The sequence below is a fragment of the Chromobacterium sp. LK1 genome (genome assembly GCF_001043555.1).
Taxonomy (GTDB): Bacteria; Pseudomonadota; Gammaproteobacteria; order Burkholderiales; family Chromobacteriaceae; genus Chromobacterium; species Chromobacterium aquaticum.
In genome coordinates this window covers 45,337-70,168 of record NZ_LDUI01000041.1, presented here as the reverse complement: position 1 = coordinate 70,168, position 24,832 = coordinate 45,337, and the positions used below count along the sequence as shown (strand labels likewise).

The window sequence follows — 24,832 nt, the reverse complement described above, 5'->3', positions numbered from 1 at the left end:
AGTGAATATGAACCAGACATTGCTGATTGAGCTGCTCACCGAGGAGCTGCCGCCCAAAGCGCTGGAAAAGCTGGCCGCCAGTTTTGCCCAGACCATAGGCGACGAATTGAAGAAAATGCAGTTCGCGCCGGCCGACGCCGAAGCAACGGTCTACGCCTCGCCGCGCCGCCTGGCGGTGCAGCTGGCCAATGTGGTCGCCTTGCAGCCGGACCAAAAGGTCACCCGCAAGGGCCCGGCGGTGGCCGCCGGCATGAAGGATGGCCAGCCGACGCCGGCGCTGGCCGGTTTCGCCCGCTCCTGCGGCGTGGACGTGTCCGCGCTGTCCACCATGAGCGACGGCAAGCAGGACGTGTACGCCTACGAGAGCGTCAAGCAGGGCCAGCCGCTGGCCGCGGTGCTGGCCGACGTGGTAGCGCTGGCGCTGAAAAAGCTGCCGGCGCCCAAGCTGATGCGCTGGGGCAGCCTGGATGTGCAGTTCGTACGCCCGGTGCACGGCCTGATCATGTTGCACGGCGACGCGGTGGTGCCGGGCGAGGTGCTGGGCCTGCACAGCGGCCAGAGCACCCGCGGTCATCGTTTCCTGTCCCATGGCGAGGTGACGGTGGCCAATGCCGACGCCTATGCCCGCACCCTGCATGAATCCGGCAAGGTGGTGGCCAGTTTCGACGCTCGCCGCGAACTGATCCGCCACAAGCTGGCCGAGGCCGCCGCCCGCCTGAACGCCACCATCGCCGCGCCGGAGGCCTTGTTCGACGAGGTGACCGGCCTGGTGGAATGGCCGGTGGTGCTGGAGGCCGGCTTCGAGGCCGAGTTCCTGCGCGTGCCGCAGGAGTGTCTGATCCTGACCATGCAGCAGAACCAGAAGTATTTCCCGCTGCTGGACGCGTCCGGCAAGCTGATGAACCGCTTCCTGCTGGTGTCCAACCTGGAAACCGCGGACCCGTCCTTCATCGTCGGCGGCAATGAGCGCGTGCTGCGCGCGCGCCTGTCCGACGCCAAGTTCTTCTTCGAGCAAGACCAGAAGGCGCGGCTGGACAGCCGCTTGCCGCGTCTGGCCAATGTGGTCTACCACAATAAGATCGGTTCGCAGCTGGAGCGCGTCGAGCGCCTGCAGAGCATCGCCGGCGCCATCGCCCATGAGCTGGGCGCCGACGCCGCGCTGGCCGCCCGCGCCGCCTACCTGGCCAAGGCCGATCTGGTGTCCGACATGGTGGGCGAATTCCCCGAGCTGCAGGGCGTGATGGGCATGTACTACGCCCAGCTCGACGGCGAGCACGCCGAAGTGGCCGCCGCCATCGAAGGCCATTACCACCCGCGCTTCGCCGGCGACACGCTGCCGGAAGGCAAGATCGCCACCGCGGTGGCGTTGGCGGACAAGCTGGAAACCATCGTCGGCATCTGGGGCATCGGCCTGATCCCCACCGGCGACAAGGATCCGTTCGCCTTGCGCCGCGCCGCGCTGGGCGTGGTGCGCATGGCGCTGGACGCGGACCTGGACCTGAAGGCGCTGCTGAACATCGTCGCCGCCGCCTTCCCGGCCGGCAAGCTGTCCGCCGCCGTGGCCGACGAGGTGTTCGGCTTCATGATGGACCGCCTGAAGAACTTCCTCGCCGCCGATTACAAGGGCGACGAGATCGACGCGGTGCTGGCGCTCTCGCCCAGCCGGCTGGCGGAAGTACGCGCGGTGTTGTCCGCCGTCGCCGCTTTCAAGGCGCTGCCGGAAGCGGCCGCGCTGGCCGCCGCCAACAAGCGGGTGAAGAACATCCTGAAAAAGGCCGAAGGCGAAGTGGGCGCGGTGAATCCGGCGCTGCTGAGCGAAGCGGCCGAGCAGGCGCTGTTCGCCGCCGTCGAGCAGTTGGCGCCGCAGGTGGACGATAAGTTCGCCGCCCGCGATTTCGCCGCCGCGTTGACCCAGCTGGCCTCGCTGCGCGCGCCGGTGGACGCTTTCTTCGACGGTGTGATGGTGATGGCGGACGACGCCGCGGTGCGCAACAACCGCATCGCCCTGCTGGCGCGGCTGGCCGGCTTGTTCAACCGCGTGGCCGACATTTCGCTGCTGGCGGAGTAATCCCACGGGGCGGCTCAGGCCGCCCCGGCATGTTCCAGACGGGGAAAAACCGTGAAACTAGTCATTCTCGACCGCGATGGCGTGATCAATCAGGACCGCGACGATTTCGTCAAATCGCCGGCGGAATGGGTGCCGATCGAGCATAGCCTGGAGGCGATCGCCAATCTGACCCAGTCCGGCTGGCGCGTGGTGGTGGCCACCAATCAATCCGGCATCGGCCGCGGCCTGTTCGATGTGCAGGCGCTCAACGCCATGCACGAGAAGATGCACCGGCTGGTGGGGCAGGCCGGCGGGCGCATCGACGCGGTGCTGTTCTGTCCGCACGGCCCCAGCGCCGGCTGCGATTGCCGCAAGCCGCTGCCGGGCATGGTGCTGGAGATCGCCGAGCGCTTCAATGTGAAGCTGGATGGCTTGCCGCTGATCGGCGACAGCCGCCGCGATCTGGAATCGGTGGCGGCGGTGGGTGGCCTGCCCATCCTGGTCAAGACCGGCAAGGGCGCCAAGACGCTGGCCGACGGCGAGCTGCCGGCCGGCACCCTGGTGTTCAACGATTTGTACGATGCCGCGGAATATTTGATCGATTCGCGCGAGCGCTGATTTTTGATAAGGATATTGTCCCAAGCATGCTGAGTTTATGGCTTCGTAACCTGTTGTACTGGCTGGTGCTGATCGTGATCACGCCGCTGTTCTTCTTCCTGCTGCTGCTGTCCGCGCCGCTGCCGCGCCGCGCGCGCCATGTGTTCGGCGTCAGTTGGGCGCAGAGCCTGCTGTGGATGCTGGAGCATGTGATCGGCCTGAAATACAAGGTGCTGGGCGCGGAGAATATTCCGGATCAGCCCTCGGTGATCTGCTCCAAGCACCAGTCCGGCTGGGAAACGCTGGCCTTGCAGAAGATATTTCCGTGGCAGGTGTATGTGGCCAAGCGCGAGCTGACCTGGATTCCGGTGTTCGGCTGGGGCCTGGTGCTGATGAACCCCATCATCATCAACCGTTCCGACCGCGCCAACGCTAACCAGCGCCTGCTGGAGCAGGGGCTGGAGCGCAAGCGCCACCGTTTCTGGATCACGGTCTTCCCGGAAGGCACCCGCACCAAGCCGGGCGTGGTGGGCAAGTACAAGCTGGGCGCGGCGCGCATGGCCAAGCAGTTCGACATGCCGCTGGTGCCGGTGGCGCACAACGCCGGCGAGTTCTGGCCGCGCAACGCCTTCCTGAAATACCCCGGCGAGATCACCGTGGTGGTGGGCAAGCCCATCGTGCCAGATGAGGCGCTGGGGCCGGAGGCGATGATGAAGGATGCCGAGCAGTGGATCGAGGCGCGTCAGCGCGAGATCGGCGGCGTCGGCCCGTTCGCGGACGCGGATGAAAAGCGCAAGCGTCTGGCTGCGTCTGCCGCTGCCTGACGGCGAGGTGGACGTGGTGCTGACCCGGCGTCCGCGCAAGAGCGTGGGCATACGGGTCAGCGCGGGCAGGGTGGAGCTGGTCGCGCATCCGGCGGTCAGCGCCGCCCGGCTGCGCGAGGTCTTGTTCGAACGCCGCGACTGGATCGCCGGCCATGTGGCGCGGCAAAAGCTGGCGCGGCAGCAGGCGGCCGATCTCAGTCAGCTGCGCTGGCAGGGCGAGGCCATGCCCATCGTGCTGACGGCCGGCGCGCGCCGCAGCGCCCGGCTGTTGCCGGAGGGGTTGCTTGTTACCGGTATCGCCGAGGGCGACGCGGCGGGACTGAAACAGGCGGTATGCCGATTTTTCCAGCGCGAAGCCACCTTGCGCTTTCCATCGCGGCTGGCGGAACTGGCGCGCGCTTGCCGCCGCCAGCCCAGCGGGCTGCAGCTATCGTCGGCGCGCACGCGCTGGGGCAGTTGCACCGCGGCCGGGGTGATTCGCCTGAATTGGCGCTTGCTGCAAGCGCCGCCGGCGGTGCTGGACTACGTGATCGCCCACGAGCTGGCTCACCTGGAACACATGAACCATTCGCCGGCGTTCTGGGCGGAAACCGCGCGCCTGTACCCGGATTGGCAGACGGCGCGGCGCTGGCTGAAGCAGCACGGCGCCGAGCTGTTCCATTTTGATTGATGAATTAAGGAGAGTGATGATGCGTTTACTGCACACCATGCTGCGAGTGGGCAATCTGGAGCGCTCGCTGGCGTTTTACCAGGAAGTGCTCGATATGAAGTTGCTGCGCCGCCAGGATTACCCGGACGGCCGCTTCACCCTGGCCTTCGTCGGCTATGGCGCCGAAGAAGAACAGACGGTGCTGGAGTTGACCCACAACTGGGACACCGAGTCCTATGAGCTGGGCAACGGCTACGGCCATATCGCCATCGAGGTGCCGGACGCCTACGCCGCCTGTGACATGGTGCGCGCCAAGGGCGGCAAGGTCAGCCGCGAAGCCGGCCCGATGAAGCACGGCACCACGGTGATCGCCTTCGTCGAAGACCCGGATGGCTACAAGATCGAGTTCATCCAGCGCTGAGGCGTTCGGCTCTGCTGACAAGGCCGGTGGCGTCACGCCGCCGGCCTTGTTTCATTAAACGCTTAATTAGCGTGGCAATCGCGCAAAAACGCCTGCTTTCGATACCGGTTTTCCTTGTCCGGGCAGCCCGAGTTATGGGACGATGTAACGCTTTGTAACTGTTCTGATCGAACCAGGCCCATACGGGCGCGCTGGCGCTGTCAGTGCCGTGATCCGGCCTTGGCGGGATGCGGAGCGTCAGCGCAACGGCATCCGGCCGCCGTTGCGCTTCAACAATATCGCCGGAATCCATTCTTTGCATAGAGCCTGTCCAAGGCTGTCTTGGCACAGGCGATGGCGCTTTTATCAATGGGCGTCATGCCCTCGGGAAGATAGATGACCAAAACACTCTTTAGCGCCGCAGCCCTGGCCTTGCTGCCGGCATTGGCGCAAGCCGCCGAGCTGGACGGCGCCACGCTGAGCTTGGCCTGGGGCTTGCCGTTCGCCGGCATTCTGCTGTCCATTGCCTTGTTTCCGATTTTCGCGCCGGGCATCTGGCACCATCATTTCGGCAAGATCACCGCGGTGTGGACCGTGCTGTTCCTGGCGCCCTTCGCCGTGGCTTACGGCCTGGGCACTTCGACGGCGCTGATCGTCCACGCGCTGTTCGCCGAATACATACCCTTCATCGTGCTGCTGTTCTCCTTGTACACCGTGTCCGGCGGCATTCTGGTATGGGGCTCCTTGCACGGCTCGCCCAAGCTCAACACCGCCATTCTGGCGATAGGCACTGCGCTGGCCTCCATCATGGGCACCACCGGCGCGGCGATGCTGCTGATCCGCCCCCTGCTGCGCGCCAATGAAAAGCGCAAGCACAATGTGCACGTGGTGGTGTTCTTCATCTTCCTGGTGGCCAATATCGGCGGCGGCCTGACCCCGTTGGGCGATCCGCCGTTGTTCCTCGGCTTCCTCAAGGGCGTCAGCTTCGGCTGGACGGTGCAGCATATGGTGCTGCCGGTGCTGGTGCTGTCGCTGGCGCTGCTGGCCATCTTCTACGCGCTGGACAGCTATTTCTTCAAGAAGGAAGCGCAGACGGGTACGCTGCCGGAAATCGACCGTTCCAAGGACAAGCCGATCAAGCTGCACGGTAAGCGCAATCTGTTCCTGCTGGCCGGCATCATCGCCGCGGTGCTGATGTCCGGCATCTGGAAACCGGGCGTGGTGTTCGACATCATGGGCACCCATGTGGAGCTGCAGAATATCGTGCGCGACCTGGCGCTGCTGGCCTTGGCCTTCGCCTCGCTGTGGATCACCCCCAAGCAGGTGCGCGCTGGCAATGAGTTCAACTGGGATCCCATCCTGGAAGTGGGCAAGTTGTTCGCCGGCATCTTCATCACCATCGGTCCGGTGATCGCCATCCTGCGCGCCGGCGCCGACGGCCATCTGGCCAACCTGGTGCACATGGTGTCCGACGCCAATGGCCAGCCGGTCAACACGATGTATTTCTGGATGACCGGCATCCTGTCCAGCTTCCTGGACAATGCGCCCACCTATCTGGTGTTCTTCAACCTGGCTCACGGCGACGCCCAGGTGCTGATGGGCCCGATGGCGGACACCTTGCTGGCGATCTCCATGGGCGCGGTGTTCATGGGCGCCAATACCTATATCGGTAACGCGCCCAACTTCATGGTCAAGGCCATCGCCGAGCACCGCCATGTGAAGATGCCGAGCTTCTTCGGCTATCTGGGCTGGTCCTGCGCCATCCTGCTGCCCTTGTTCGTGCTGATGACGCTGATCTTCTTCTGAGCCGCTCGTCCGCTGTGAAAAAGCCCGCTGTCGCGGGCTTTTTTCATGGCGGGCCGTTCAGTGATGGCCAAAGGCGGTGCCGCCCCTGCCGTCCGGCAGCGCGATGCGGATATTCTGCATCATGCCCTGATCTTCGTGATCCAGGATATGGCAATGCAGCACGAAGTCGCCGATATAGCGCTCATAGCGGGTGCGGATGGTGATGGTGTAACGGCCGGCCGCGGCAATCTTCGGGTCATTGCTGGCTTCGATGTTTTTCACCCATAAAGTATCTTTCCAGATGTTTTTCAGGCCGCTGTATTGGGTGTCGCCGGGGTCCATTGAATCCGGCGCGCCTTCCGCGCTGATGTCGCGGCCCTTGGGGTCTACTATCTTGACGATCTGGAACGGGTTGACGTGGATATGGTAGGGATGGCTGACGAAGTCGGAGCGCAGCGTCCACTCGTCCACGCCGCCCAGCTTCAGGGTGCGGTCTATGCGATCGCCGGCATAAGGTTTGCCGTCCACCTGGAAGAAGGCCGACTTGGGCTGTGACACATCGATGTTGAACGTCAGCGCCTGGGTGCCGGTCACTTCCTTGGGGTCTATGTCCGGATGTGGCACAAAGCTGCTCAGCTTCATCCCGCTGCGTAGTTCCGCGCTGACCTTGTTGGCGACAGCGGGCGGAAAGTGCGCGCGGGCGGCGCCGATCAGCACCTCTTGCAACGGACGCGAGGCTTGGCCGGGCGCAACGTCGACCACGCCCAGCAAGCGCGCCGACGGCGCCGAGCGGTCTATGGTGCTGCTGACCTTGACGTCGTTGATCAGGCAGTATTTGCCGGCGCTGGGGAAGGACACCAGCGCGTCCCAGCGATAGCCGGGCTGGAACACCACGCTCTTGCGGGTTTGCACCTTGCCCATGGTCAGGCCGTCGGCGGCGATCAAGGGCAGGTCCAGCTCCGTGTCGCTGCGGCAATAGCGGGTGACGTAATCGTCCATCTGCCTGGCGAACAGGCCGGCCAGCGGCGGCGCGTTGTCGCTGAGGCGGCGCAGTTTCAGATTGATGGTGTCGCGCACGCCGGCGTGCACCATTCTCCAGCGTTCCACGTCGCCGGCCCGCGCTTGGACCATCTTGCCCAAGACCACGCCGTTGATGCTGGTGTAGCGGCCGGATTCTTGCCAGGTCTTGGGTCCGAACTGGTCGTACCTTCGATGCCGCCCACGTCGCCGTCGTCGCAGCGGTAGCGCTGATCCTCCTCATTGGGCGGAGTGGCGGTATTGCCGTAAGTCTTGATCATGTCCTTGTATTGTCCGGCCTTGAAGCGGCAGGCGTACTGGATCTGCTGAAACACCAGCACCCGCTCGCGGAAGCCGGCCGCGGAATAGGGCTGTAACAGGGTGTCGATGTCGCCGTTCTGCTGCAGGGTGGGTTGCCGCGTGCCGCGCACGATCAGCGCGCCGGCCATGCCGCTGGACACCTGCAGCGCGGTGGAGCCATGGCGGTGGGTGTGATACCAGAACGTGCCGGCGGGGTGGTCTGGCGGAATGTTGTACTCGTACTGGAAGCTGACGCCGGGATTGATGGAGAGCAGCACATTGTCGCTATTGCCGGCCGGATTGATCCAGAGCCCGTGGGTATGCAGATTGGTGCCGTTGAAACAGTGCGGCTGGTTGGCGCTGCCGCCCTGGTCGGTGCAACTGGGGTCGCGGATGGGCTTGCCATCGACGTCGCGGTCCAGCTTGTTGTTCAGGCCGATGCGCACGGTTTGCCCAGGATAGACCTCGATCAGCGGGGCGATGAAGGGCGTGGCGCTGGGAAGGGAGGAGCTTGGCGGCGCGGCCGAGCTGAGCACGCCGGGCAGGTAGCTGCGTAGCACGACCTTGTCGTAATGGATCTGCCCGGGTCGTTCCAGCGAGGGGTTGCGGATCCAGCCATAGCGATAGCGGATGTCCAGATCGAAGGTGACTTCGCGCGGCGCAGCCTGGGGCTGGCCAAGCTCCAGCGGCGCGTTGAGCAGGGCGGCGGTGTTGAGCGCGCCGAGCCTGGTCTTGGCGGCCTGGTCGGCTGGAGCCGCCAAGAGCCGCGGCGGGTTGTCTATCTGCGGAATATCTTCGCCGTGGCCGGGTGCCGCCAGCACTAGCGCGGCGAGGCCCAGCGGAGCGAGGCGAGCGTTGAGCATTGTCATTTTGGTCTCCGAATGGCCGGGTTTGCCCACGGATAGTTGCGGGTCGGCCAATTCAGCCTAGTTCCATCCATTCGACGGTTAAGCCGAATGTCATGTTTTGTCAGCGCATCCTGATCCGAAGGACAGGCATGGCCGGCCGCGCAGCGGCTTGCGAGCCCGGATGTCGGCGGCGGCCGCTTTCCGGTATGCTTGCCGTTTTGCCGTTTTCAATACGCTGAACCGAATTATGCACATCCATATCCTGGGCATCTGCGGCACCTTCATGGGAGGCATCGCCGCTATCGCCAAACAGGCCGGTCACAAGGTCACCGGCTGCGACGCCAATGTATACCCGCCGATGAGCACCCAGTTGGAAGCCATGGGCATCGAGCTGATCCAGGGCTTCGGCGCGGAGCAGGCCGACATCGGCGCGGACATCTTCGTGGTGGGCAATGTGGTGACGCGCGGCAAGCCGCTGATGGAGGAAATCCTCAATCGCGGGCTGCCTTATATCTCCGGCCCGCAGTGGCTGGCGGAAAACGTGCTCCAGGACCTGTGGGTACTGGCGGTGGCCGGCACCCACGGCAAGACCACCACCAGTTCGATGCTGGCCTGGATTCTGGAGGATGCCGGCCTGGCGCCGGGTTTCCTGATCGGTGGCATTCCGCAGAACTTCGGCGTGTCGGCGCGGCTGCCGGGCGCGCCGCGCCAGGACGCGGCCAGCGTCAGCCCCTTCTTCGTGATCGAGGCTGACGAATACGATACCGCCTTCTTCGACAAGCGCTCCAAGTTCGTCCATTACCGCCCGCGCACCGCAGTGCTGAACAATCTGGAGTTCGACCACGCCGACATCTTCGCCGACCTGGCGGCGATAGAAACCCAGTTCCATCATCTGGTGCGCACGGTGCCGGGCCAGGGCCTGATCGTCAGCAACGGCCGCGAGGCCAGCCTGGATCGGGTATTGGAACGCGGCTGCTGGACGCCGGTGGAGCGCTTCGGCGCGGATGCCGGCTGGCAACTGGGCGCGGCGGAGGCCAACGGCCATTTCGACGTGCTGCTCGACGGCCAGATCCAGGGCCGGGTGTGCTGGGAGCTGATGGGCGAACACAACCGCTTGAACGCGTTGGCGGCGATCGCCGCCGCCCGCCATGTCGGCGTGGCGGTGAGCAGCGCCATCGACGCGCTGTCGCGCTTCCAGAACGTCAAGCGGCGGATGGAGGTACGCGGCGTAGCGGCCGGCATCACCGTGTACGACGACTTCGCCCATCATCCCACCGCCATCGCCACCACTCTGGCCGGCCTGCGGCACAAGGTGGGCGGCGAGCGCATCCTGGCGGTGCTGGAGCCGCGTTCCAACACCATGAAGCTGGGCACGATGAAGGCGGCGCTGCCGGCCTCGCTGGCCGATGCCGACCTGGTGTTCTGCTCCGCCGCCAATCTGGGCTGGGATCCCGGCGAGGCCTTGGCCGAGCTGGGCGAGCGCGCGCAGACTTTCGACGATTTCGACGCGCTGCTGCAAGCTGTGGCCGCCGCGGCCCGGCCCGGAGACCATGTGCTGGTGATGAGCAACGGCGGCTTCTGCGGCATTCACCAGAAGTTGCTGGATCAATTGGCCGCACGCGGCTGAGCGCGCGCGCGGGCAAGGAAAAAGGGGGCCATATGGCCCCCTTTGTCTTGTCTAAATTAGCTTTTAGCCGTGCAACTTGCTGGCGATGCCGGCGACACGCTGGCCATAGGCCTTGGCGGTGTCCAGATCGCCTTGCGGGATTTCGTCGACGCTGGCGTCGGACGGCGATTGCACCAGCAGGCCAACCGAACCGCCCAGATTGTTGATGTCCTCGCGGCTGGCGTTCTTGGCGTTGCTGGGCAGCAGGCCCAGGCTGACCCACAGGCCGCCGTGCTGGGAAGCCAGGGTTTGCAGGTAGATCAGCGAAACCTGCTTGTCGCCGTTCAGGCTGGCGCTATTGGTGAAGCCGCCGAACACCTTGTCCTGCCAGCCGCGGGTGAACCAGACCTTGGAGCTGGCGTCGGCGAATTTCTTGAATTGCCAGCTCGGGCTGCCCATATAGGTGGGCGAGCCGAAGATGATGGCGTCGGCGTCGTTCAGCAGATCCCAGGCGCCGGCGGGCAGGTTGCCCTCGGCGTCGATGGCCAGCAGCTGCGCGCCGGCGCCTGCGGCGACATGCTGGGCCACTTGCTGGGTGTGACCGTAACCGGAGTGATAAACAACGACGACTTTTGCCATGGTGGGATGCCTTCCGCGAATGCGTGAAATAAACGAAGCCCGCGATTGGCGGGCTTCTGCATAGTAGTATTGATGAATTTCCGCATTGAAAAAAGCACCGTAAGCTGAATTGATTGTTTAGCGGAATTAAATAATCGACACCGACAGCGCAATGAAAGACGCCCACGAAACCGTGGGCGTCCGCGCCTGTATCAGCGGCGGCTCAATGGAATTGCTCTTCCTCGGTGGAGCCGGTCAGCGCGGTGACGCTGGACTGCCCGCCCTGGATCACGGTGGTGACATCGTCGAAGTAGCCGGTACCCACTTCCTGCTGGTGGGACACGAAGGTGTAACCGCGCTCGCGAGCGGCGAATTCCGGCTCCTGTACTTTCTCGACATAGGCAGACATGCCGCGGGCAACATAATCTTGTGCCAAGTCGTACATGTTGTACCACATATTGTGGATACCGGCCAAGGTGATGAACTGGTACTTATAGCCCATCGCGCCCAGCTCGCGCTGGAATTTGGCGATGGTGGCGTCGTCCAGGTTCTTCTTCCAGTTGAAGGACGGCGAGCAGTTGTAGGCCAGCAGCTTGCCCGGATGCTTGGCATGCACCGCATCGGCGAACTTGCGCGCGAACTCCAGATCCGGGGTGCCGGTTTCGCACCAGACCAGGTCGGCGTAGTCGGCGTAGGCGATGGCGCGGCTGATAGCCTGCTCCAGGCCCTTCTTGGTCTTGTAGAAGCCTTCGGCGGTGCGCTCGCCGGTCAGGAAGGGGCGGTCGCGCTCGTCGCAGTCGCTGGTCAAGAGATCGGCGGCTTCGGCATCGGTGCGGGCGATCACCAGGGTAGGCACGCCATAGACGTCGGCGGCCAGGCGCGCGGCGATCAGCTTCTGGACTGCTTCCTGGGTCGGTACCAGCACCTTGCCGCCCATGTGGCCGCATTTTTTCACCGAGGCCAACTGGTCCTCGAAGTGAACGCCGCCGGCGCCGGCGCGTATCATCGCCTTCATCAGCTCATAAGCGTTCAGCACGCCGCCGAAACCGGCCTCGGCATCCGCCACGATGGGGGCGAAGTAGTCGATGAAGCCGGCGTCGCCCTGGGCCACGCCCTTGGAATGCTGAATCTCGTCGGCGCGGGTGAAGGCGTTGTTGATGCGCTCTACCACCTTGGGCACCGAGTCCACCGGGTACAGCGACTGGTCCGGATACATCGCCGAGTATTCATTGTTGTCGGCGGCCACTTGCCAGCCGGACAGATAGATGGCCTTGACGCCGGCCTTGACCTGCTGCATGGCCTGACCGCCGGTCAGCGCGCCCAGACAGTTGATGTACGGCTCGCTGTGGAGCAGGCCCCACAGCTTGTCCGCGCCGTTGCGCGCCAACGAGTACTCAATCTGCAGCGAGCCGCGCAGGCGCTCCACATCGGCGGCGCTGTAGCCGCGCTTGATGCCTTTCCAGCGGGGATTCTCGTTCCAGTCTTTCTGGATGGCTGCAATGCGTTGTTCGCGAGTCGTCATGCTAAAACCCTTCTCGATACGTTTCTGTGCGCGCCGGCAGGCGCCGGCGTCCTCATTAAGCGATCTGGCTATCCGGTTTTCCGGATTTTCTTGCGGTCGGCCCTCATGGGGCCGGCTCGGCATGTCCGCCGTGCCAGCCTTGCGGATAGGGGCTGTTCGGGCGGAGCACTTGCGGGTGTGGCTCAATTATTAGCACAAAAAAAAACGCTTGTGTGCAGTGCAGCACAAAGAAAATTGTTGATTTTCAAAAGCTAACAGCAACTTTCCTAAAACGAATATTGCGACTCGCTCAAGCGTTTGCTTTTTGAAAATAAAAGTCCGCAAACGCACATTGGCGTGTTGGCGCCCGCTTGCGGCGTTCTGAAGCCGTTCAGTCGTTTTCAGGACTTGAATTCCACGACGAAGCCCCTACCTTGAGTCGGGACTATTCGTACCGCTGAATCCAAATCCGAGGAATCGCCATGCAGGAAAACCAAAACATCGCGGCTGACGCCGTGGACAATGACAATATCGACGCGACGGTGGCGGAACAGGCTGTGGAGCAAGAACTGAGCCCGGAGCAGCAGCTTGCCGCGCTGAACGCGGAAGTGGCGGAACTGAAGGACGCGCTGCTGCGCGCCCGCGCCGACCAGGAAAACCAGCGCCGCCGCGCGCAGGAGGAACTGGCCTCCGCCCATAAATACGCGATCACCAAGTTCGCCGGCGAGTTGGTGTCGGTGAAGGACTATCTGGAAATGGCGCTGCTGGACCAGAGCGGCCAGATCGACACCCTGAAGATGGGCGTGGACATGACGCTGAAGCAGTTGGTGTCCGCCTTCGAAAAGGCGCAGATCAAGGACATCGCGCCCAAGGCAGGCGACAAGCTGGACCCGCACCAGCATCAGGCGATGAGCGCGGAAGAATCCGACGCCGAGCCCAATACCATCGTGCGCGTGATGCAAAAGGGCTATCAGATCGCCGACCGCGTGCTGCGTCCGGCGATGGTCGTGGTTGCCAAGGCAAAAGCATAAAAAAGGCTGGCATGCTCCTCTTGAAATAATGGGCATAGCCAATACCTATTGAGACAACAGGCGGTTGCTATCAAGCAAATGGCCGCCGAAACGAATTGAGATAAAGGAACTTCGACATGGGTAAAATCATTGGTATCGACTTGGGCACCACCAACTCCTGCGTATCGGTAGTGGAGGGTGGCACCCCGAAAGTGATCGAGAACGCCGAAGGCGCTCGCACCACTCCGTCCATCATCGCCTACATGGATGATGGCGAGATCCTGGTCGGCGCGCCGGCCAAACGCCAGGCGGTGACCAACCCGCGCAACACCATTTATGCCGCCAAGCGCCTGATCGGCCGACGCTTCGAAGACAAGGAAGTGCAGAAGGACATCGACCTGATGCCTTTCGAAATCCTGAAGGCCAAGAACGGCGACGCCTGGGTCAAGGTACGCGACCAGGAACTGGCTCCGCCGCAACTGTCCGCCGAAGTGCTGCGCAAGATGAAGAAGGCCGCGGAAGACTATCTGGGCGAAGAAGTGACCGAGGCGGTGATCACCGTGCCGGCCTACTTCAACGACAGCCAGCGTCAGGCCACCAAGGACGCCGGCCGCATCGCCGGCCTGGAAGTGAAGCGCATCATCAATGAGCCGACCGCCGCGGCGCTGGCCTTCGGCCTGTCCAAGCAGGAAGGCGACCGCAAGATCGCGGTATACGACCTGGGCGGCGGCACCTTCGACGTGTCCATCATTGAAATCGCCGACGTGGACGGCGAGCACCAGTTCGAAGTGCTGTCGACCAACGGCGACACCTTCCTGGGCGGCGAAGACTTCGACCAGCGCGTGATCGATTACATCGTGACCGAGTTCAAGCGCGAACAGGGCGTGGATCTGAAGAACGACGTGATGGCGCTGCAGCGTCTGAAGGAAGCGGCGGAAAAGGCCAAGATCGAGCTGTCCAGCGCGACCCAGACCGAAGTGAACCTGCCTTACATCACCATGGACGCGACCGGCCCGAAACACTTGGCGATGAAGATTACCCGCGCCAAGTTCGAAAGCCTGGTGGAAGATCTGGTCGAGCGCTCCATCGAGCCGTGCCGCGTGGCGCTGAAGGATGCCGGCCTGTCGGTCAACGAGATCTCCGACGTGATCCTGGTCGGCGGCCAGACCCGCATGCCGAAAGTGCAGGAAAAAGTTAAGGAGTTCTTCGGCAAGGAGCCGCGCAAGGACGTGAACCCGGACGAAGCCGTGGCCGTTGGCGCCGCGATCCAGGGTTCGGTGCTGTCCGGCGACCGCAAGGACGTGCTGCTCTTGGACGTGACCCCGCTGTCGCTGGGCATTGAAACCCTGGGCGGCGTGATGACCAAGCTGATCCAGAAGAACACCACCATCCCGACCAAGGCGTCGCAGGTGTTCTCCACCGCCGACGATAACCAGACCGCGGTGACCATTCACGTGCTGCAGGGTGAGCGCGAGAAGGCTTCCGCCAACAAGAGCCTGGGCCAGTTCAATCTGGGCGACATCCCGCCTGCGCCGCGCGGCATTCCGCAGATCGAAGTGGAATTCAATATCGACGCCAACGGCATTCTGCACGTGTCGGCCAAGGACAAGGCTTCCGGCAAGCAGGCCAATATCACCATCCAGGCTTCCTCGGGCTTGTCCGAAGCCGAGATCCAGCAAATGGTGAAGGACGCCGAGGCCAATGCCGAGGAAGACAAGAAGCTGCACGAGCTGGTGACCGCCCGCAATCAGGCGGAAGGCCTGATCCACAGCGTGAAGAAATCGCTGGCCGAGCACGGCGACAAGATCGACGCCGCTGAAAAGGCCAAGATCGAAGACGCGGTGAAGGCGGCCGAGGAAGTGGCCAAGAGCGAAGACAAGGCCGCGATCGAAGCCAAGACCGAAGAACTGGCCAAGGCCAGCCAGAAACTGGGCGAAATCATGTACGCCCAGGCTCAGCAGGCTGAAGCCGGCGCCCAGCAGGGCGGCGCGGACGCTCAGGCCGGCAAGCAGGAAGACGGCAATGTCGTCGACGCCGAGTTCGAAGAAGTGAAGAAAGACAAGGCTTAATCGCCAGCCGATGTCTTGACGCCTGATGACCGGGCCGGGCCCGCCGGAGTGTTCCGCGGCCCGGACCGGTCATTGGCGTATGGTGGCCGGCCGCGCTAGGGGGCTTGCTCCCCGAGCCGACTGAATTTTGAGAGAGACAGGAACATGTCCAAGAAAGATTACTACGATGTGTTGGGCGTCAATCGCGACGCCTCCGACGACGACATCAAAAAGGCTTACCGCAAGCTGGCGATGAAGTATCACCCGGACCGCAATCCGGACAGCAAGGAAGCGGAAGAGAAGTTCAAAGAGGTCAAGGAAGCCTACGAGATTCTGTCCGATAGCCAGAAGCGCGGCGCTTACGACCAGTTCGGCCACGCCGGCGTGGATCCGCAGGCCGGCGCCGGCGGCGGCGCGGGCTTTGGCGGCTTCGGCGATTTCGCCGACATCTTCAGCGACATCTTCGGCGGCGGCCGCTCCGGCGGCGGTGGCGGCGGCGGGCGTTCCAACGTCTACCGCGGCGCGGACCTGCGCTACAACATGGAAATCTCGCTGGAAGAGGCCGCGCGCGGCTGCGAGAAGCAAATCCGCATTCCCTCGCACGAGGAATGCGAAGTCTGCCACGGCAGCGGCGCCAAGCCCGGCACCCAGCCCAAGACCTGCACCACCTGCGGCGGCCATGGCCAAGTGCGCATGAGCCAGGGCTTCTTCTCCATCCAGCAGACCTGCCCGACCTGCCACGGCACCGGCAAGCAGATTTCCGATCCCTGCACCAGCTGCCACGGCGCGGGCCAGAAGAAGACCAACAAGACGCTGAACGTGAAAATCCCGCCCGGCGTGGACGAAGGCGACCGCATCCGCCTGTCCGGCGAAGGCGAGCCGGGCCAGAACGGCGGCCCGTCCGGCGATCTGTACGTGGTCACCCACATCAAGCCGCACACGGTATTCCAGCGCGACGGCATGGATCTGCATTGCGAGATGCCGATCTCCTTCTCCACCGCGGCGCTGGGCGGCGAGGTGGAAATCCCGACGCTGGATGGCATGGCCAAGGTCAAGATTTCGGCTGAAACCCAGAGCGGTCGTGTTTATCGTTTGCGCGGCAAGGGCGTGAAGGCGGTGCGCGGCACCGAGTACGGTGATCTGCATTGCCATGTGGTGGTGGAAACCCCGGTCAAGCTGACCGAGCGTCAGAAAGAGCTGCTGCGCGAATTCGACGCCATCAGCCAGGGTGATGTCGCCACCCACAATCCGCGCTCCAAGTCCTTCATGGACAAGCTGAAGGACTTCTTCGGCTAAAGCAGGACCAAGCGGCGATCTCGGTCGTCGGAGCAAAAACGGCAAGCGTGCGCGCTTGCCGTTTTTTTAATTACACAGTTTGCACTTGTGGTCAAATGTTTTTAGGTAACCTGTTGTAATGAGCGTTTTTTTAAAATGAATTATCTGGAGGGTTCCAATGTTCGGCCTTATCTTGGTGAGGCTCCGGAACTCCGCTCCGGAGCAAGAACATAAAAATTATCCGGGCCGCCCAGCGTCAGCGCGGTGAGCTTGGCTTCGCTCAAAGGAGAATGTCATGGAAGATTTGGTCAATGCCGTCAACGGCGTCATCTGGAGCCCGGCGCTGATTTACCTGTGCCTGGGCGTGGGGCTTTACCTGTCGGTGCGCACCCGGTTTCTGCAACTGCGCCACTTCAAGGAAATGCTGCGGCTGATGTTCAATACCGAGAGCACCGCCAGCGGCGTGTCCTCGTTTCAGGCGCTGGCGATGACGCTGGCCGGCCGTGTCGGCACCGGCAATATCGCCGGCGTCGCCACCGCGATCACCTTCGGCGGGCCCGGCGCCATTTTCTGGATGTGGATGGTGGCCTTCCTCGGCGCCAGCTCCGCTTTCGTTGAATCGACGCTGGGTCAGGTCTACAAGGAAAAGATCGATGGCCAGTACCGCGGCGGTCCGGCCTTCTACATCGAAAAGGGCCTGGGCCAGAAATGGTATGCCTGGCTGTTCGCCATCACCACCATCATCGCCACCGGGGTGCTGCTGCCGGGGGTGCAGGCCAATTCCATCGCCGCCTCGCTGGACAATGCCTTCGGCATCGCGCCCACCGTCACCGCGGCGGTGTTGGCCATCATCCTGGGCTTCATCATTTTCGGCGGGGTCAAGCGCATCGCGCTGTTCGCCGGCGCGGTGGTGCCGTTCATGGCGCTGGGCTACATCATCGTCGCCTGCGTGATCATCGCGCTGAATATCGAGCAACTGCCCGGCGTGATGGCGCTGGTGCTGAAAAGCGCGTTTGGCATGGACGCCGGTTTCGGCGCCATTCTCGGCCTGGCGATTCAGTGGGGGGTGAAGCGCGGCGTGTATTCGAATGAAGCGGGCCAGGGCACCGGCCCGCACGCGTCCAGCGCCGCGGCGGTGTCGCATCCGGCCAAGCAGGGCCTGGTACAGGCGTTCTCGGTCTATATCGACACCTTGTTCGTTTGTTCCGCCACCGCCTTCATGCTGCTAATCACCGGCCAGTACAATGTGCAGGGCCCGGCAGGCCAGGCGATGTACACCGGCATCGCCGGCGTGGCGGCGGGGCCGGGCTATGTGCAGATCGCGATGGAAAGCATCATGCCGGGCTTCGGTTCCATCTTTGTTGCGCTGGCGCTGTTCTTCTTCGCCTTCACCACCATCGTCGCCTATTACTACATCGCGGAAACCAATATCGCCTACATCAACCGCAAGGTGAATCAGCCGTGGCTGAGCTTTGTGTTGAAGATCGCCCTGATGGCGGCGACCGTGTATGGCACGGTCAAAACCGCGGACCTGGCCTGGGGCTTGGGCGATATTGGCGTCGGCCTGATGGCCTGGCTCAACATCATCGCCATCATCCTGCTGCAAAAGCCTGCGCTGGCCTGCCTGCGCGACTACGAAGCGCAGCAGGCGCGGGGTCTGGACCCGGTGTTCCATCCGGAAAAGCTAGGCATCGTCAATGCCGCCTACTGGGAAGGACGGCGCGCGGAAGAAAACCTGGCGGTGGAGCAGGCTGCGCAGGCCGTTCCCGGCAAGCCGGATCCGCGCCAGATCTGAGTTTGGCCATGCCTGGAGGCGGGCGCGCCGGCAAGATCCGGCGCCGCCCGCCGTGCCGAATACAGAACACTCTGTTTCGGCGCGGGCTGTGCGCTGCGGGCTGGCGGCAACAGGCGTACAATGGCCGGGCTAATCCTTTCAATGGAATTGTCATGATTTTTGCCAATCGCTATTTCCCCGCCACTCGCATGCGCCGCATGCGCAAAGATGAATTCTCCCGCCGCCTGATGCGTGAAAACGTGTTGACCGCCAATGACCTGATCTATCCGGTATTCGTGATGGAAGGGCAGAACCGGGTGGTGGAAGTGCCGTCCATGCCGGGCGCGCCGCGCCAGACCCTGGACAAGCTGCTCTACACCGCCGAACAGGCGTTGGAACTGGGTATTCCGATGCTGTCGCTATTCCCGGTGATAGAGTCGGGCAAGGACAATGACGCACAAGAGGCCTACAACCCGGAAGGGTTGGTGCCTACCGTGGTGCGAGAGCTGAAGAAGCGCTTTCCGGAACTGGGCGTGATGACCGATGGCGCGCTGGACCCCTACACCATTCACGGCCAGGACGGCGTGATCGACGACAGCGGCTATGTGCTCAACGACGAGACCACTGAAATCCTGATCAAGCAAGGCCTCTGTCATGCCGAGGCCGGCGTCGACATGTTCGGCCCGTCCGACATGATGGACGGCCGCATCGGCGCGATTCGCCAGGCCTTCGAGGAAGAAGGCTATATCCACACCAAGATCCTGGCGTATTCCGCCAAGTACTCGTCGGGTTTCTACGGCCCGTTCCGCGACGCGCTGGGCTCGTCCGGCAATCTGGGCAAGGCCGACAAGAACAACTACCAGATGGATCCCGCCAATCTGGACGAAGCGATTCAGGAAGTGGCGCAGGATCTGGAAGAGGGCGCCGATGCGGTGATGATCAAGCCGGGCATGCCGTATCTGGATGTGATTCGCCGCGTCAAGGACACGTTCCGGGTGCCAACCTTCGCCTACCAGGTGTCGGGCGAATACGCGATGCTGAAGGCGGCGTTCCAGAACGGCTGGCTGAACGAGGAAAAGTGCATGCTGGAAAGCCTGATCGCGTTCAAGCGCGCGGGCGCGGACGGCATTCTGACTTACTTCGCGCTGGACGCGGCGCGCTTGCTGCGCCAGCGTTGAGCGTCGGCGCTCAAGCCATCGCGCCCCGGCTTGGACCGGGGCGTTTTGCATTGGAGCGGACATGGATTTGATGCATTCCACGCTGTTCTGGATCCTCATCGCCGCCGCGCCGGCGGTGACGGCGCTGGGCATTCTGATCCGCTTGGCCAGGCGCGAGCCGCCGCCGGATCTGCCGCCCGGCGTCAAGCCGCTGGGCTGGGACGATGAGAATCAGGACGACGACGCGCCGCCGGCGGCGGGCGGCTAGTCGAAGCGCCAGCAGGCCATGGACAGATTGCCCATGCGCCAGTCGTCGTGCAGCTTGCTGGCCGTGGCACCGGCACCGCCGGCGCCCAGCGCGATCCACAGCGGAGCGATGTGTTCGTCGCTGGGGTGGTTGTGGCGCGGATAAGGCGCTTGCTGCAGCCAGTCGGCCAGCGCCTGCTGTTCGCCATTCAGCAGCCGCTGGTCCAGCCAGTCGCGGAACGCCAGCGCCCACGGCGCCGGTGCCGAGCCTTCCGGCGCCAGCGCGCGCAGATTGTGGGTGTAGCTGCCGGAGGCGATGATCAGGACGCCCTCCTCGCGCAGCGGACGCAGCGCTTCGCCTATGCGCATCAGCTCAGCGGCCGATGCCTGATGCGGCAGCGACAGGTTGACGATGGGAATGTCGGCCTGCGGATACATCAGCATCAGCGGCGTCCAGGCGCCATGATCCAGTCCGCGTTGCTCGGTGCTCTGCGCCGGCAAGCCTGCGGCGGCGAATAATTCATGCAGGCGCGCGCAGAGCTGGGCATCGGTGCGCGCCGGGTAGCTCAGGCGATACAGGGCCTCGGGAAAGCCGTAGAAGTCGTGAATGGTTTCCGGGCGTGGATTGTGGTTGACCACCAGGCCGCGGGTTTCCCAGTGCGCGGAAACGATGACGATGGCGCGCGGACGCGGCAGTTCCGTTCCCAACTGGGCGATAAAGTGGCGGCTTGGGCTGTCTTCCAGCACCAGGGTGGGGGCGCCGTGCGAAATGAACAGCGCGGGCAGGCGATCGGTCATGGCTGAAGCTTTCATCATTCTAGGGATAGCTTCAGCTTAATACAGCGGTATTCCATGATAAACCGCTGTTTGTTGGCTTTATTGTTTACTTATTGGAAATAGTTGGGCTGGGCTTGCTCTGGCATACTTAACCAAGTGATGGCAGGGCTAATGCAGTACTCCGAGCAGAATGAGGCAACCGGCGATGAAAATGGCGAAGCCCAGGCCGCGCCGTAGCTGGCTTTGGCTTGGCGGCGCCTGCCGTTTCAGGCGCCTCAGCTGTTGTCGATACATGGTCATCATGCTCTCCTTTATTGAATGATAATCATTACTGTTTGTATGTCAAAGAATATTGCCCTTTGCCGCGCATGCTTGCCAGCGCTTTTATTGCAGCCAGGCGAAGCCGGCGCTTAGTTCCAGCCAGAAGTCCTGCCAGTTTTCCGTTTTCATTGGGCTTGTCCTTGGATGAGGTGGTCCCAGTATCGACGGCTGCTATCTATTTGTTAAATTGATTGTTTTTCTGGTGATGTTAGCGTAGGGCTATTTTAGAACGACTGGATGCCGCGGCGGGCGGCTAGCCCGCCCGCGCAGAACGCGCGAGCGGGGCGGAGGCATCAATCCCAGGGGACTTCGGCGCCTTCAGCTGTGGCAGGGACGGTGCCTGGCGCGGCCGTCTGCGGCGCGGCAGCGGTCGGGCTCGGCGAGTCTTCCAGCCCACCTAGCGCGGCAACCAGCGCATCCACCAGTTCACCCAATTCCTCGCTCATCAGGGTGAAGGTGGCTTCGAACAGGCTTTCGCGGTCGTCGCCGGCCTGGCTGGCCTCGTCCTGCAACAGGTCTAGGAACTGCAGCCGCTTCAACTGCAGCATATCGGTCAGCTGGAAGCGGATCTTTTCCTGCCAGATCAGGCCGACTCGGGTCACTTGCTTGCCGGTGGCGATGTGCTGGCGGATTTCATCCGCGGTCAGGTCTATGCGCGCGCAGCGCACTACCGCGCCGTTTTCGCCGCTGTCCTTGAGTTCGCAATCGGAGTCCAACTCAAAGCCGGCCGGCGCTTCACCGGCCGCCAGCCAGTCCGTCATCGCGGTATGCGGCGCGATCTTGGTGCGTGGCAGCGCGGCGGGGAAGGGCGGCAGCGCTTCGCGCAGCTTGGATACCAGCGCTTCCGCCTTGCTGGCGGCGGCCGAGTCCACCATCAGCCAGCCGCGGCGGGTATCCAGAAAGGCGCTCATCCGGCTGCTGCGCACGAAGGCGCGCGGCAGCAGGTCATCGGTGATCTGTTCTTTCAGCGCCAGCTTTTCCTTGCGGCCGACCTTGCGCAGTTCCTTGTCCTCGATTTCCGCTACCTTGAGTTCGACGAAGTCGCGAATCACCGATGCCGGCAGCACTTTGTCCTCGCGGCGCAGCGACACCATCTGGCAGCCGCGCACGGCGTAGACCGGCGCGTCCAGATGGCCGGCGGCGGGCACCCAGCCCTCGCTGAACCAGTCCAGTCCCATGCAATGCTGGAATGGACGCTTTTCCAGCGCGGCGGAGAGCTGCTCGTTATTAGGAGCGTCGTCTTGATTCAAACGGTAAAAAGATAGTTGCCTAAACCACATATTTGTTCCATAATGCGCGTCCTCTGATGCCACAGATTGTACCGCAGCCAAGACGGCAGCGGGGTGGTTTTCGGATGAGTTTGCAGATGGTCGTCGGAGTGTAGCTTAGCCTGGTAGAGCGCTACGTTCGGGACGTAGAGGCCGGAGGTTCGAATCCTCTCACTCCGACCAGCTGAATAGAAAAAGCTTGTCAGAAAACATCGGATGTAGTAAATTTCTGCTCCTCGGCGCTAGGCGCTGAGTGCAGTAAAAGCGGAGTGTAGCTTAGCCTGGTAGAGCGCTACGTTCGGGACGTAGAGGCCGGAGGTTCGAATCCTCTCACTCCGACCAGATTTAAAACCCTGAATTCATTTATTTGAATTCAGGGTTTTTGCATTGGACGGCAATGAATTTAAACGCGTTGTCGGCAAATGCGTTCCAGCCCTTTTCAAAGCGCAAGAAACTGTTTATTATTACGCGCTCTGCTTCGAGGCGGAAGTGATGTGCCGGTATAGCTCAGTTGGTAGAGCAGCGCATTCGTAATGCGAAGGTCGGGGGTTCGACTCCTCTTACCGGCACCACCCTCTCCTGGCAAAGTCAAAAAGCCCGCTAAAGCAGGCTTTTTGCATGGTGTCTTAATTCTTATTCCAGATATTTTCCATTCCCGCTTGCCTCGCATCCTCCACTGTCTTCGCATTCACCAGCGTTCGCGGGCTGGTTACCGCCCTCTTGATATGATATAAGCATTTTCTGGCGGCCGTATTGCGCACGGACGCTAACGGACGGCTTGAGAATACGGGCCGGCTGAAATATATTGTGAACGTCTGTTATGACGAATGGACATGGCAGTGCCGACTGTCATCTAATTGAAAGCTACAGCAATTGTAGAGAGCGAATATGCTATCCAATTCCGTCGCCACTTTCAGCCTGTATTCCGACCTGTACGCCCGGTTTCGGCCGGCCTATCCCGAAGCGCTGTATCAGTGGCTGCTGCCCTTGTGCGCCGCGCAGGAGCGGGCGTGGGATTGCGCAACCGGCAATGGTCAAACGGCGGTGCGATTGGGAGACGGTTTCGCGCGCGTGGACGCCACCGATATCAGCTCGGCGCAATTAGGCCAGGCCGAAGCGCATAATCAAGTGTATTACCGAGAATGCCCAGCCGAGGTCACGCCATTCGACGATGCGAGCTTCGATCTGATCACCGTGTCGCAAGCGCTGCACTGGTTCCATTTTCCGTCGTTCTGGCCGGAGGTGGGCCGGGTGCTCAAGCCCGGGGGCGTTTTCGCCGCCTGGGGCTATCATCTGTATCGGGTGTCGCCGGAGGTGGATCGGGCCGCGGCGATTCTGACTTCCATCGTCGAGCCGTTCTGGTCCAGTCGCTGCCAAATTCTTTGGGATGGCTACACGACCGCTGGCTGTCCCTTGCCGCTACTGGACACGCCGGAACTGGCGATTGACTGCGATTGGACGCTGGAGCAATTCCTGGGCTTTCTCAATACCCTGTCCGCCAGTAAGTTGTGTAAACAAACCTTGGGCGAGCACGTACTCGACGACGCTTCCGGCCGCATCGCCCGCGCCTGGGGCGATAGCGGACTGGCGCGCCGCGTCAGCATGCCGTTGAGCCTGCTGGTGGCGCGGCGTCCCTAGCATTAGGGCTCTTTCACGGCATCGCTGACGCGTAGCGGACATTGAATCGGCTGTTAGCGCCGCTTGTCGTATTCCGCCTGTAGATCGGACAGCAGGATGTTGAGCGCGTCCGAAGAGCGCAGCAGTTCGATCAGCGAAACCGCCAGCGAGCAGATCATGCACAGCAGACTGATGCCGAAGGTCAGCTCTCCCCAGGCTTGCCAGCCGGTATAAACCTGGAACATGGCCACCGTGCACAGAAACAGGCTGGCGATGCCCAGGCACTGCATCCATTTGATCAGGGTGATGCGGGTGCGCAAATTGCCGATCTGGCGCAGGATCTTGGGGTCCTGGCTATCGCGGTACTCCTCGTACAGATTGCGGATGATGCTGGCGAGGCCGAGAAAGCGGTTGGTATAGGCCAGCAGCAGCAGGGAAATGGCGGGAAACAACAGCGCGGGCGTGGTCAGGTTCAGTGCGGAGTGCATCAGGCGTTCTCATCAATCAGGACATCAATGCCATTGTCGGTGGCGTCAAACAATTCGATTACGTCCGGATTCTTCATCCGCACGCAGCCGAGGGAGCTGGGGCTGCCCCAGGGCACGTGTTCCCCGGCGCCATGGATATAAATGGCTCGATTATAGCTGTCAACCTCGCCGCCTTGGTTCTTGCCCGGCTCTTCGCCGCACAGCCACAGGATGCGGGTGAGGATCCAGTCCTTGTTCGGATACTGGGCATGCAGTTCCGGCGTGTATTTCCAGGGCGTGACCTTGCGGCGAAAAATAATGGTGTCGGCTTCCACGCCGGCGCCGATGCGCTCGCAAACCCGGTGCCAGCCGCGCGGCGTTTGATAGCTGCCACTGAGTTCGCCCACGCCCTTGCGGGCGGTGGACACCACGTATTCGCGCTGTTGGCGGCCCCAGCCGTCGTAAAGCTTCAAGGTCTGGCTCTTCACTCCCACCAGAATCCATGGCGCGCCGTAGCGGCGCGCATTGGGGCGCGTCTCCAGCAAGGGCGCGGCAATCTGTTGTCCGGCGGCGAAGGCGGCCACGGCGATGGGGTCGACCTGCGGCAGGACCTTGTCGTCGTCAGCGGCAGCGCCGGCTGCGGCGCTCAACAAGCATAGCGCGAGTAAAAGGCGCGGCAT

General features: G+C 62.7%; 22 protein-coding genes and 3 tRNA genes. 17 read left to right on the top strand and 8 right to left on the bottom strand.

All coding sequences use genetic code 11. From position 1 onward, the window contains the following. Positions 1 to 7 precede the first annotated feature (7 nt). The 6 genes from glyS (at position 8) to VI26_RS18310 (ending at position 6,323) form a co-directional block, all read left to right on the top strand. A complete protein-coding gene (gene glyS / locus VI26_RS18335; RefSeq protein ID WP_048411189.1) occupies positions 8 to 2,068 on the top strand; it encodes a glycine--tRNA ligase subunit beta in 2,061 nt (686 codons plus the stop codon). Positions 2,069 to 2,119: 51 nt separating this feature from the next. Beyond that, entirely contained in the window at positions 2,120 to 2,665 is a 546-nt protein-coding gene (gene gmhB / locus VI26_RS18330; protein WP_048411188.1) for a D-glycero-beta-D-manno-heptose 1,7-bisphosphate 7-phosphatase, read from the top strand. Between the two features lie 26 nt (positions 2,666 to 2,691). After that, positions 2,692 to 3,468 carry a 1-acyl-sn-glycerol-3-phosphate acyltransferase gene (locus VI26_RS18325; protein WP_048411187.1) on the top strand — a complete coding sequence of 259 codons (777 nt, stop codon included), beginning with the start codon at positions 2,692 to 2,694 and terminating at the stop codon, positions 3,466 to 3,468. Next, on the top strand, positions 3,428 to 4,138 hold the full coding sequence (locus VI26_RS18320) for a M48 family metallopeptidase (RefSeq protein WP_231581051.1): 711 nt from the start codon (positions 3,428 to 3,430) through the stop codon (positions 4,136 to 4,138). The genes VI26_RS18325 and VI26_RS18320 overlap by 41 nt, the downstream gene beginning before the upstream one ends. Positions 4,139 to 4,157: 19 nt before the next feature. After that, a complete protein-coding gene (gene gloA, locus VI26_RS18315; protein WP_048411226.1) occupies positions 4,158 to 4,538 on the top strand; it encodes a lactoylglutathione lyase in 381 nt (126 codons plus the stop codon). A gap of 375 nt (positions 4,539 to 4,913) precedes the next feature. Then, positions 4,914 to 6,323 (top strand): sodium:proton antiporter, encoded by a 1,410-nt coding sequence (locus VI26_RS18310; protein ID WP_048411186.1) that lies wholly within the window; start codon positions 4,914 to 4,916, stop codon positions 6,321 to 6,323. Between the two features lie 57 nt (positions 6,324 to 6,380). Here the strand turns inward: VI26_RS18310 and VI26_RS24860 are convergent, their stop codons facing one another. Together VI26_RS24860 and VI26_RS24855 are read right to left on the bottom strand one after the other, a co-directional pair. After that, positions 6,381 to 7,409 (bottom strand): multicopper oxidase domain-containing protein, encoded by a 1,029-nt coding sequence (locus tag VI26_RS24860; RefSeq protein ID WP_197081531.1) that lies wholly within the window; start codon positions 7,407 to 7,409, stop codon positions 6,381 to 6,383. Then, positions 7,358 to 8,488 carry a multicopper oxidase domain-containing protein gene (locus VI26_RS24855; protein WP_197081530.1) on the bottom strand — a complete coding sequence of 377 codons (1,131 nt, stop codon included), beginning with the start codon at positions 8,486 to 8,488 and terminating at the stop codon, positions 7,358 to 7,360. The genes VI26_RS24860 and VI26_RS24855 overlap by 52 nt, the downstream gene beginning before the upstream one ends. A 226-nt stretch (positions 8,489 to 8,714) precedes the next feature. Between VI26_RS24855 and mpl the strand changes: the two genes are divergently transcribed. Further along, entirely contained in the window at positions 8,715 to 10,094 is a 1,380-nt protein-coding gene (gene mpl / locus VI26_RS18300) for a UDP-N-acetylmuramate:L-alanyl-gamma-D-glutamyl-meso-diaminopimelate ligase (protein WP_048411185.1), read from the top strand. Between the two features lie 63 nt (positions 10,095 to 10,157). Here mpl and VI26_RS18295 read toward each other — a convergent pair whose 3' ends face one another. Both VI26_RS18295 and aceA read right to left on the bottom strand, forming a co-directional pair. Then, a complete protein-coding gene (locus tag VI26_RS18295; protein ID WP_048411184.1) occupies positions 10,158 to 10,712 on the bottom strand; it encodes a flavodoxin family protein in 555 nt (184 codons plus the stop codon). A 202-nt stretch (positions 10,713 to 10,914) separates the two neighbouring features. Beyond that, complete coding sequence (gene aceA / locus VI26_RS18290) at positions 10,915 to 12,213, bottom strand: isocitrate lyase (RefSeq protein WP_048411183.1); 1,299 nt, start codon at positions 12,211 to 12,213, stop codon at positions 10,915 to 10,917. Between the two features lie 461 nt (positions 12,214 to 12,674). On the opposite strand from aceA, the gene grpE reads away from it, so the two are divergent. The 6 genes from grpE (at position 12,675) to VI26_RS18260 (ending at position 19,724) form a co-directional block, all read left to right on the top strand. Next, positions 12,675 to 13,223 carry a nucleotide exchange factor GrpE gene (gene grpE, locus VI26_RS18285; RefSeq protein ID WP_048411182.1) on the top strand — a complete coding sequence of 183 codons (549 nt, stop codon included), beginning with the start codon at positions 12,675 to 12,677 and terminating at the stop codon, positions 13,221 to 13,223. A gap of 116 nt (positions 13,224 to 13,339) precedes the next feature. Then, on the top strand, positions 13,340 to 15,271 hold the full coding sequence (gene dnaK / locus VI26_RS18280; protein ID WP_048411181.1) for a molecular chaperone DnaK: 1,932 nt from the start codon (positions 13,340 to 13,342) through the stop codon (positions 15,269 to 15,271). A 144-nt stretch (positions 15,272 to 15,415) separates the two neighbouring features. Further along, positions 15,416 to 16,546 carry a molecular chaperone DnaJ gene (dnaJ, locus tag VI26_RS18275; protein ID WP_048411180.1) on the top strand — a complete coding sequence of 377 codons (1,131 nt, stop codon included), beginning with the start codon at positions 15,416 to 15,418 and terminating at the stop codon, positions 16,544 to 16,546. Positions 16,547 to 16,820: 274 nt separating this feature from the next. Beyond that, complete coding sequence (locus tag VI26_RS18270) at positions 16,821 to 18,320, top strand: sodium:alanine symporter family protein (RefSeq protein WP_048411179.1); 1,500 nt, start codon at positions 16,821 to 16,823, stop codon at positions 18,318 to 18,320. 152 nt (positions 18,321 to 18,472) lie between these two features. After that, complete coding sequence (hemB, locus tag VI26_RS18265) at positions 18,473 to 19,477, top strand: porphobilinogen synthase (protein ID WP_048411178.1); 1,005 nt, start codon at positions 18,473 to 18,475, stop codon at positions 19,475 to 19,477. Between the two features lie 61 nt (positions 19,478 to 19,538). Then, a complete protein-coding gene (locus VI26_RS18260) occupies positions 19,539 to 19,724 on the top strand; it encodes a hypothetical protein (RefSeq protein WP_048411177.1) in 186 nt (61 codons plus the stop codon). Here VI26_RS18260 and VI26_RS18255 read toward each other — a convergent pair. Both VI26_RS18255 and VI26_RS18250 read right to left on the bottom strand, forming a co-directional pair. Further along, positions 19,721 to 20,500, bottom strand: a complete 780-nt coding sequence (locus VI26_RS18255; RefSeq protein ID WP_048411176.1) for a class III extradiol ring-cleavage dioxygenase — start codon at positions 20,498 to 20,500, stop codon at positions 19,721 to 19,723. The two genes, VI26_RS18260 and VI26_RS18255, sit on opposite strands and share 4 nt — an antisense overlap. Before the next feature lie 593 nt (positions 20,501 to 21,093). Beyond that, on the bottom strand, positions 21,094 to 22,080 hold the full coding sequence (locus VI26_RS18250; protein WP_048411175.1) for a recombination-associated protein RdgC: 987 nt from the start codon (positions 22,078 to 22,080) through the stop codon (positions 21,094 to 21,096). Between the two features lie 94 nt (positions 22,081 to 22,174). Between VI26_RS18250 and VI26_RS18245 the strand changes: the two genes are divergently transcribed. The 4 genes from VI26_RS18245 to VI26_RS18230 all read left to right on the top strand — a co-directional run bounded on the left by VI26_RS18245 (position 22,175) and on the right by VI26_RS18230 (position 23,706). Next, positions 22,175 to 22,251 (top strand) — tRNA-Pro (locus tag VI26_RS18245). 82 nt (positions 22,252 to 22,333) lie between these two features. Then, positions 22,334 to 22,410 (top strand) — tRNA-Pro (locus VI26_RS18240). Positions 22,411 to 22,564: 154 nt separating this feature from the next. After that, a tRNA-Thr gene (locus VI26_RS18235) sits at positions 22,565 to 22,640 on the top strand. Between the two features lie 316 nt (positions 22,641 to 22,956). Then, on the top strand, positions 22,957 to 23,706 hold the full coding sequence (locus VI26_RS18230; RefSeq protein ID WP_048411174.1) for a class I SAM-dependent methyltransferase: 750 nt from the start codon (positions 22,957 to 22,959) through the stop codon (positions 23,704 to 23,706). Between the two features lie 53 nt (positions 23,707 to 23,759). Here VI26_RS18230 and VI26_RS18225 read toward each other — a convergent pair whose 3' ends face one another. Both VI26_RS18225 and VI26_RS18220 read right to left on the bottom strand, forming a co-directional pair. Beyond that, positions 23,760 to 24,173, bottom strand: coding sequence for a DUF2721 domain-containing protein (locus tag VI26_RS18225; protein WP_048411173.1), 414 nt, complete (start codon positions 24,171 to 24,173; stop codon positions 23,760 to 23,762). Then, complete coding sequence (locus VI26_RS18220; RefSeq protein ID WP_048411172.1) at positions 24,173 to 24,832, bottom strand: L,D-transpeptidase; 660 nt, start codon at positions 24,830 to 24,832, stop codon at positions 24,173 to 24,175. Before VI26_RS18220 ends, VI26_RS18225 begins: the two co-directional genes overlap by 1 nt.